Source organism: Rathayibacter sp. AY1F3 (genome assembly GCF_002931975.1).
Lineage (GTDB): Bacteria > Actinomycetota > Actinomycetes > Actinomycetales > Microbacteriaceae > Rathayibacter.
Window position 1 is genome coordinate 24,505 of record NZ_PSVF01000032.1, and the last position, 6,544, is coordinate 31,048.

The window sequence follows — 6,544 nt, forward strand, 5'->3', positions numbered from 1 at the left end:
TCCCTTACTCCTCGTTCTCACGGGCCGGCGCGCCGGTTCCGGGAAGGTTCGAATTGCGGTTGTACTCGGCGCCGAGCTGACCGGTCTGGCCCGCGTCGCGCAGCGACTGGATGTAGTCGTCGTACTCGCCCTGCGAGACGACTTTGACGTTGAAGAGCATCGCGGAGTGGTACTCGCCGCAGAGCTCGGCGCACTTGCCGGCGTAGGTCCCCTCCTTGAGCGGCGTGACGTACATGTAGTTCGTCTTGCCGGGGATCATGTCCTTCTTGTAGAGGAAGTCGACGACCCAGAAGGAGTGGATCACGTCGCGCGCGTCGAGCTGGATCTTGATCTTCTGTCCGACGGGCAGGTAGAGCGTGGGGATCTCGGACTCGACGAGCGAGCCGGCGGCGTCTCCGCCCTCCTGGTACTGGCCCTGGATACCGGCGGAGTAGACGTCCTCGTCGACGTAGTTGAAGTCCCACGCCCACTGCTTGCCGTACACCTGGATGGTCTCGTCCGGGTCGTCGTAGGGCTGCTCGATGGCGGCCTGGTCGCGCGCGGTGAAGGCGAAGAAGCCGATCACGAGGATCAGCGGCACGATCGTGTAGAAGATCTCGATCGGCATGTTGTAGCGCAGCTGGACCGGCAGGCCGGTCTGCCCCTTGCGACGGCGGTAAACGACCACCGCCCAGATGGTGAGACCCCACGTGACGACGCCGACGGCGAGCAGGACGATCCAGGAGGTGACCCAGAGTCCGATGACGCGGTCGACGTGGTTCGTCGTGCCGGGTTCGGTGGGGAGCCAGCCCTGGAGCTGCTCTTGCGTGCAGCCCGCGAGGACGAGGGCGAGGGCTCCTGCGACGGGGGCAGCGACCCATCTGCGGATTCGGCGATTGAAGCGCACCGGTGACCTTTCGGAAGACTGGGGACCAGTTCACACGAAACTGTATTAGACCGGCTCCAGCCTACCCTTCCGCTCCGGCGGCCCGGTGCACGACGACCCGCTCTTGACGTCCAGGCCGAGTGGTGCAGTCATGACGAACGGCGCCCGACGGGCCACCGGAGTGGACTGTCGGACGCCGTTCGGAGGCGCTGCGGCCCGGGCCGCGCGGCGTCAGTGGAAGCTGTCGCCGCAGGCGCAGCTGCCGCCCGCGTTGGGGTTGTCGATGGTGAAGCCCTGCTTCTGGATGGTGTCCTCGAAGTCGATCGAGGCGCCGTCGAGGTAGGGGACGCTCATCTTGTCGACGACGAGGCCGACGCCCTCGAACTCCACCGCGGCGTCGCCGTCGAGGGTGCGCTCGTCGAAGTAGAGCTGGTAGATGAGGCCGGAGCAGCCGCCGGGCTGCACGGCGACGCGCAGGCGCAGGTCGTCGCGGCCCTCCTGCTCGAGCAGGCTCTTGACCTTGGCGGCGGCGGTCGGGGTCATCGAGACGCCGTGGGCCGCGCTGGGCGGGGTGGCGAGGGGGGTCGCCGTCTGGTCGGTCAGTGTGTCTGACATGTCACTCCTCAGGGGACGGGCGGAACGGTCGTCGTGCCTTCCGGGATTCTACGGCTGCAACCCGGGTGGTCACCCGGGTATTCCACGACCGGTGGTCAGTCGCGGTGAGCGGCGGCGCGGAGCAGGAACAGCGCCTCGGTCTGCGCGGCGCGCTTGAAGACGCCCAGGTGCAGCGACTCGTTGGGGCTGTGCGCGCGCGAGTCGGGGTCCTCGACACCGGTGACGAGGATCTGCGCCTCGGGGAACTCGCGCACGAGGTCGGCGATGAACGGGATGCTCCCGCCGATCCCGGTCTCGAGGGGCTCGCGTCCCCAGGCGTCCGCCATCGCGCCCTTCACCAGGTCCACGGCCCAGCCGGTCGCGTCGACCAGGAAGGGGCTGCCGGTGTCGACGTCCTCGATCACGAGCTGAGCGCCGAACGGGGAGTTCGCCCGCAGGTGGCTCTCGATGGCGGCGAAGGCCTCCTCCGCGTCCTGGCCGGGGGCGATGCGGGCGCTGATCTTCACGCGCACGGACGGGACGAGGGTGTTGGAGGCGTCGACGACGCTGGGCGCGTCGATCCCGGTGACCGTGACGGCCGGCTTCGACCACAGGCGCGAGAGGATCGCACCGGTGCCGATTGGCGAGACCCCGTCGAGCAGCCCCGAGTCGCGGCGGAGGTCCTCCTCGGTCGTCTCGGGGACCGCTCCGTCGTGCTCGGTGAGGCCGGCGACGGCGACCGAGCCGTCCTCGTTCCAGAGCGTCGCGAGCAGGCGGACCGCCGCGAGCATCGCATCCGGGACCGCTCCGCCGAGCATGCCCGAGTGCGAGGCGTGCGCGAGGGTCCTGACGGTGAGGGTGAAGGTGACGTTGCCGCGCAGGCCCACCGTCAGCGCGGGGGTGTCGACGTCCCAGTTGTCGCTGTCGGCGACGATGATCGCATCCGCGCGGAGGGCGTCGTGGTGCTCGCGGAGGAAGGTGGGGAACGAGCGCGACCCGAACTCCTCCTCCCCCTCGATGAAGAGGACGAGCCCGAGGTCGTGGTCCTCGCCCGCGACCTCGCGGAGTGCGCGCACCGCGGCGAGGTGGGACACGACTCCGGCCTTGTCGTCGGCGGCACCGCGCCCGTACAGGCGGTCGCCGCGCACGGTCGGCTCGAACGGAGGCGTCTCCCACGCCGACTCGGCGCCCTGCGGCTGCACGTCGTGGTGGGCGTAGAGGAGGACGGTCGGCGCTCCGTTGCGGGCGGCGCGGGTGGCCAGGACGGCCGGCTGGCCGAGCACGTCCGTGCCGTCGATCGTGGCGCTGTGGATCGCGACCTCGTCGAAGACACCCGTCTCGCGTGCGAGCTCGGCGATGGCCTCGGCGCTGGCGGCCACGCGGGTGGCGTCGAAGCCGTCCCACGAGACGGACGGGATCCGCACGAGCTGCCCGAGCTGGGCGAGCGAGCGCGGCAGATCGTCGCGGACGGCGGCGAGGACGGCCTCCTCGTCGGAGGAGAGTGCGGGCGGAGTCGGAGCGTCGTGAGCCATGGAGGTAATCTTAAGAGACCCCCGATTCCAAGGACGTTCCCCGTGGCCAAGCACCCGATCGCAACCGACACGCCCGACGACGCCGGCTCCCCCGGCTCCGGGAAGGGCCGGCCGACGCCGACCCGGCGCGAGCAGGAGCTGGCCCGCAAGCGTCCGCTGGTCGTCACCGACCGCAAGCAGGCCGCCCGCGACGCCCGCGAGAAGGCCGCCGTGTCGCGCGAGCAGGCCCGCATCGGCCTGGCCGCCGGCGACCAGCGCTACCTGCCGCTGCGCGACAAGGGTCCCCAGCGCAGGTTCGTGCGCGACTGGGTCGACGCGCGCTTCAGCCTCGGCGAGTTCCTCATCCCGGTGATGGTCGTCGTCCTGCTGCTGAGCTTCTTCCCGCAGCCGGAGCTGCAGTACGCGACGCTGGTCATCCTCTGGGTGTTCTTCCTCCTCGCGGTGATCGACTGCATCCTCCTCGGCATGCGGATGCGCCGGAAGCTCGCCGAGCGCTACGGCGCCGACAAGGTCGAGAAGGGCATCCGCTGGTACGCCGCGATGCGCGCCCTCCAGCTGCGCGTCATGCGCCTGCCGAAGCCCCAGGTCAAGCGCCGCGCCTTCCCCGAGTAGTCGGACGGCGGACCACGAAGGGCCCCTGCGGTCGCGCCTCGCGCGGCTCCGGGGCCCTTCGTCGTGCACGGCGGGTCAGGAGGCGCGGGCCAGTCCCCGGTTGATGTCCCGAGCCCACAGGGGCCCGCGGTAGATGAAGGCGGTGTAGCCCTGGACGAGGGTGGCGCCCGCGTCGAGGCGCTCGCGCACGTCCTCGGCCGTCTCGACTCCTCCGACGGAGATCACGCAGAAGGCCGCGGGGACGACGCCGCGGATCACGCGGAGCACCTCGAGCGAGCGCGCGGCCAGCGGGGCACCGGAGAGGCCGCCGGCGCCGGCCGCCTCGACCACGGCGCGGTCGGTCGAGAGGCCCTCCCGGGAGAGCGTCGTGTTGGTCGCGATGATCCCGTCCAGACTCAGGCGGACGGCGAGCTCGGCGACCCGGCCGACCTCGTCGTCGGAGAGGTCGGGGGCGATCTTGACCAGCAGGGGCGTCGTGTCGGCGGCGTCCTTGACTGCCGCGAGGAGCGGCTCGAGGCGGTCGATCTCCTGCAGGCCGCGGAGCCCGGGGGTGTTCGGCGAGCTGACGTTCACGACGAGGTAGTCGGCGAGCGGCGCGAGAAGGCGCGTGCTGATCAGGTAGTCCTCGATCGCGTCGTCCACCTCGACCACCCGGCTCTTGCCGATGTTGACGCCGATCACGGGGCGGCGGCGCGCGCTGCGTAGCCGGATCAGCCGCAGCGCCGCGGCCTCGGCCCCGTGGTTGTTGAAGCCCATCCGGTTGACGACGGCGCGGTCCGCGATCAGCCGGAAGAGGCGCGGCCGGTCGTTGCCCGGCTGCGCCCGCGCGGTCAGGGTCCCGACCTCGACGTGTCCGAAGCCGAGCGCACCGAAGCCCAGGACCGCGGTGGCGTCCTTGTCGAAGCCGGCCGCGACGCCGAACGGGGTCTCGAAGCGGAGCCCGAGCGTCTCGACCGCGGGCGTTCCGCGCGGGACGGTGGTCCGGCGCAGGACCGGAGCGAGGGCTCCGAGGGCCCGGATCACCGGGAAGCTCAGGTGGTGCGCCCGCTCCGGGTCGAGGCGGCGCAGGACGGTGCGGAACAGGAGCGGGTACACCCGGGCCTCAGATCTCGTCGGCGCTGTGGGGCACGGAGGTGCGCTCGGCGCGGAGCAGGGTGATCGCAGACTCGAAGTCGTCCAGCGAGTCGAACGCCTGGTAGACGCTCGCGAAGCGGAGGTAGGCGACCTCGTCGAGCTCGCGCAGCGGCGGCAGGATGGCGAGGCCGATGTCGTTCGCGTCGATCTGCGACGCGCCCGTGGAGCGGATGCTCTCCTCCACCCGCTGCGCGAGGACGGCCAGATCGGTGTCGGTGACGGGTCGGCCCTGGCAGGCCTTCCTGACGCCGCTGACGATCTTCTCGCGGCTGAACGGTTCCACGACTCCGCTGCGCTTGATCACGACGAGGCTCGCGGTCTCGGTCGTCGAGAAGCGCCGGCCGCACGACGGGCACTGCCGGCGGCGGCGGATCGAGAGGCCGTCGTCGCTCGTGCGCGAGTCGATCACTCGGGAGTCGGGGTGCCGGCAGAAGGGGCAGAACATCGAGGGCCTCTCGGTCTCAGGCGAAGCGGGCGTCGACGGCGTCGCCGTGGGCGGGCAGCGCCTCGGCGTCGCTGAGAGCGCGGATGTGCGTGGCGACGCGCTCGAGCGCACCGCGGTCGTAGGAGATCAGCTGCTGCGGCCGGAGGAAGGTGTAGGCGCCGAGCCCGGAGGAGAAGCGCGCCTGCCCCAGCGTCGGGAGCACGTGGTTGGAGCCGGCGAGGTAGTCGCCCAGGCTCACCGGGGTGGTCGGGCCGAGGAAGATCGCGCCGGCGTCGTGGATCCGCTCGGCCGTCCCGACGGGGTCGGCCGTGTGCAGCTCGAGGTGCTCGGGGCCGTAGGCGTCGCTGAACGCGCAGGCGAGCTCGAGGTCGTCGACGATCACGAGCGCGGACTGCGGGCCGTCGAGTGCGATGGCCACGCGCTCCGCGTGGTGGGTGGCAGCGGCCTGGGCGGCGACCTCGCGCTCGACGGCGGCGGCGAGCTCGGCGCTGTCGGTGACCAGGACCGCGGAGGCGGCCTCGTCGTGCTCGGCCTGGCTGACCAGGTCGGCGGCGACAAGGCGCGGGTCGGCGGAGTCGTCGGCGATCACGAGGATCTCGGTCGGGCCCGCCTCGGAGTCGATGCCGACCTGGCCGAGCACTTGGCGCTTCGCGGTGGTGACCCAGACGTTGCCCGGCCCGGTGATGATGCTGACGGGATCCAGCCCGATCGAGTCGACGCCGTAGGCCAGTGCGGCGACGGCTCCGGCGCCCCCGACCGCGTAGACCTCGTCGATGCCGAGCAGAGCGGCCGCCGCGAGGATCGTGGGGTGGACGGAGCCGCCGAACGCCTTCTGCGGCGGCGAGACCAGGGCGATGGAGGCGACTCCGGCGGCCTGCGCGGGCACGGCGTTCATGACGACGCTCGACGGGTAGACCGCCTTGCCGCCGGGGACGTACAGCCCGGCGCGGGCGACGGGCTGCCAGCGCTGGGTGACCGTGGCGCCGTCGTCGAGCTCGGTGGTGCGGGGCGGGGGGATCTGTGCGGCGCTGGCGCGGCGGACGCGCGCGATCGCCTCCTCGAGTGCGCTGCGGATGGCCGGGTCGAGGCGGTCGAGCGCCTCGGCGATCTGCTCGGCGGGCACGCGGAGGTGCGGGGGGCGCACGCCGTCCAGCCGCTCCGCCTGGTCGAGGAGCGCTTCCGCGCCGCGTTCGCGGACGTCGGCGATCAGCTCGGCGACGACGGGCCCGACGGAGGCGGACGTGCCCGGATTGCGGGGCACGAGGGCGAGGAGCTCGGCGGAGGAGGGACGACGGCCGCGGAGGTCGAGAGTCTGGATCATGGCCGCCCCAGTCTACGCGCCGCCCTCCCCCGCGCCCTCGC

At 72.0% G+C, this 6,544-nt stretch carries 7 protein-coding genes; 1 reads left to right on the top strand and 6 read right to left on the bottom strand.

Annotated elements, in window-relative coordinates; translation table 11 throughout:
- Positions 1 to 4 precede the first annotated feature (4 nt).
- From coxB to C5C39_RS14850, 3 genes are all read right to left on the bottom strand, one after another.
- A complete protein-coding gene (coxB, locus tag C5C39_RS14840) occupies positions 5 to 886 on the bottom strand; it encodes a cytochrome c oxidase subunit II (RefSeq protein ID WP_104224653.1) in 882 nt (293 codons plus the stop codon).
- 210 nt (positions 887 to 1,096) lie between these two features.
- Complete coding sequence (gene erpA, locus C5C39_RS14845; RefSeq protein WP_104224654.1) at positions 1,097 to 1,480, bottom strand: iron-sulfur cluster insertion protein ErpA; 384 nt, start codon at positions 1,478 to 1,480, stop codon at positions 1,097 to 1,099.
- 95 nt (positions 1,481 to 1,575) lie between these two features.
- Positions 1,576 to 2,991: a dipeptidase gene (locus C5C39_RS14850; RefSeq protein WP_104353737.1), complete on the bottom strand. Its 1,416-nt coding sequence runs from the start codon at positions 2,989 to 2,991 to the stop codon at positions 1,576 to 1,578.
- A gap of 42 nt (positions 2,992 to 3,033) precedes the next feature.
- Here C5C39_RS14850 and C5C39_RS14855 point away from each other — a divergent pair, with 42 nt between their 5' ends.
- The gene (locus tag C5C39_RS14855; RefSeq protein WP_181136402.1) at positions 3,034 to 3,603 is read left to right on the top strand and encodes a DUF3043 domain-containing protein; all 570 of its coding nucleotides are present in this window, start codon (positions 3,034 to 3,036) and stop codon (positions 3,601 to 3,603) included.
- Positions 3,604 to 3,678: 75 nt separating this feature from the next.
- On the opposite strand, the gene C5C39_RS14860 is transcribed toward C5C39_RS14855, so the two are convergent.
- Genes C5C39_RS14860 through hisD form a run of 3 tightly spaced genes read right to left on the bottom strand, consistent with a single transcriptional unit; the run spans position 3,679 to position 6,503 of the window.
- Complete coding sequence (locus tag C5C39_RS14860; RefSeq protein ID WP_104233339.1) at positions 3,679 to 4,698, bottom strand: quinone-dependent dihydroorotate dehydrogenase; 1,020 nt, start codon at positions 4,696 to 4,698, stop codon at positions 3,679 to 3,681.
- A 7-nt stretch (positions 4,699 to 4,705) separates the two neighbouring features.
- Positions 4,706 to 5,182, bottom strand: a complete 477-nt coding sequence (nrdR, locus tag C5C39_RS14865; RefSeq protein ID WP_104224657.1) for a transcriptional regulator NrdR — start codon at positions 5,180 to 5,182, stop codon at positions 4,706 to 4,708.
- Between the two features lie 16 nt (positions 5,183 to 5,198).
- Positions 5,199 to 6,503, bottom strand: coding sequence for a histidinol dehydrogenase (gene hisD, locus C5C39_RS14870; RefSeq protein WP_104353738.1), 1,305 nt, complete (start codon positions 6,501 to 6,503; stop codon positions 5,199 to 5,201).
- Positions 6,504 to 6,544 lie beyond the last annotated feature (41 nt).

What these genes read in the sequence shown, in the direction of transcription:
- C5C39_RS14850 (WP_104353737.1), bottom strand. Translation starts at nt 2,991, where the DNA reads ATGGCTCACGACGCTCCGACTCCGCCCGCACTCTCCTCCGACGAGGAG.
- nrdR (WP_104224657.1), bottom strand. Translation starts at nt 5,182, where the DNA reads ATGTTCTGCCCCTTCTGCCGGCACCCCGACTCCCGAGTGATCGACTCG.
- hisD (WP_104353738.1), bottom strand. Translation starts at nt 6,503, where the DNA reads ATGATCCAGACTCTCGACCTCCGCGGCCGTCGTCCCTCCTCCGCCGAG.
- erpA (WP_104224654.1), bottom strand. Translation starts at nt 1,480, where the DNA reads ATGTCAGACACACTGACCGACCAGACGGCGACCCCCCTCGCCACCCCG.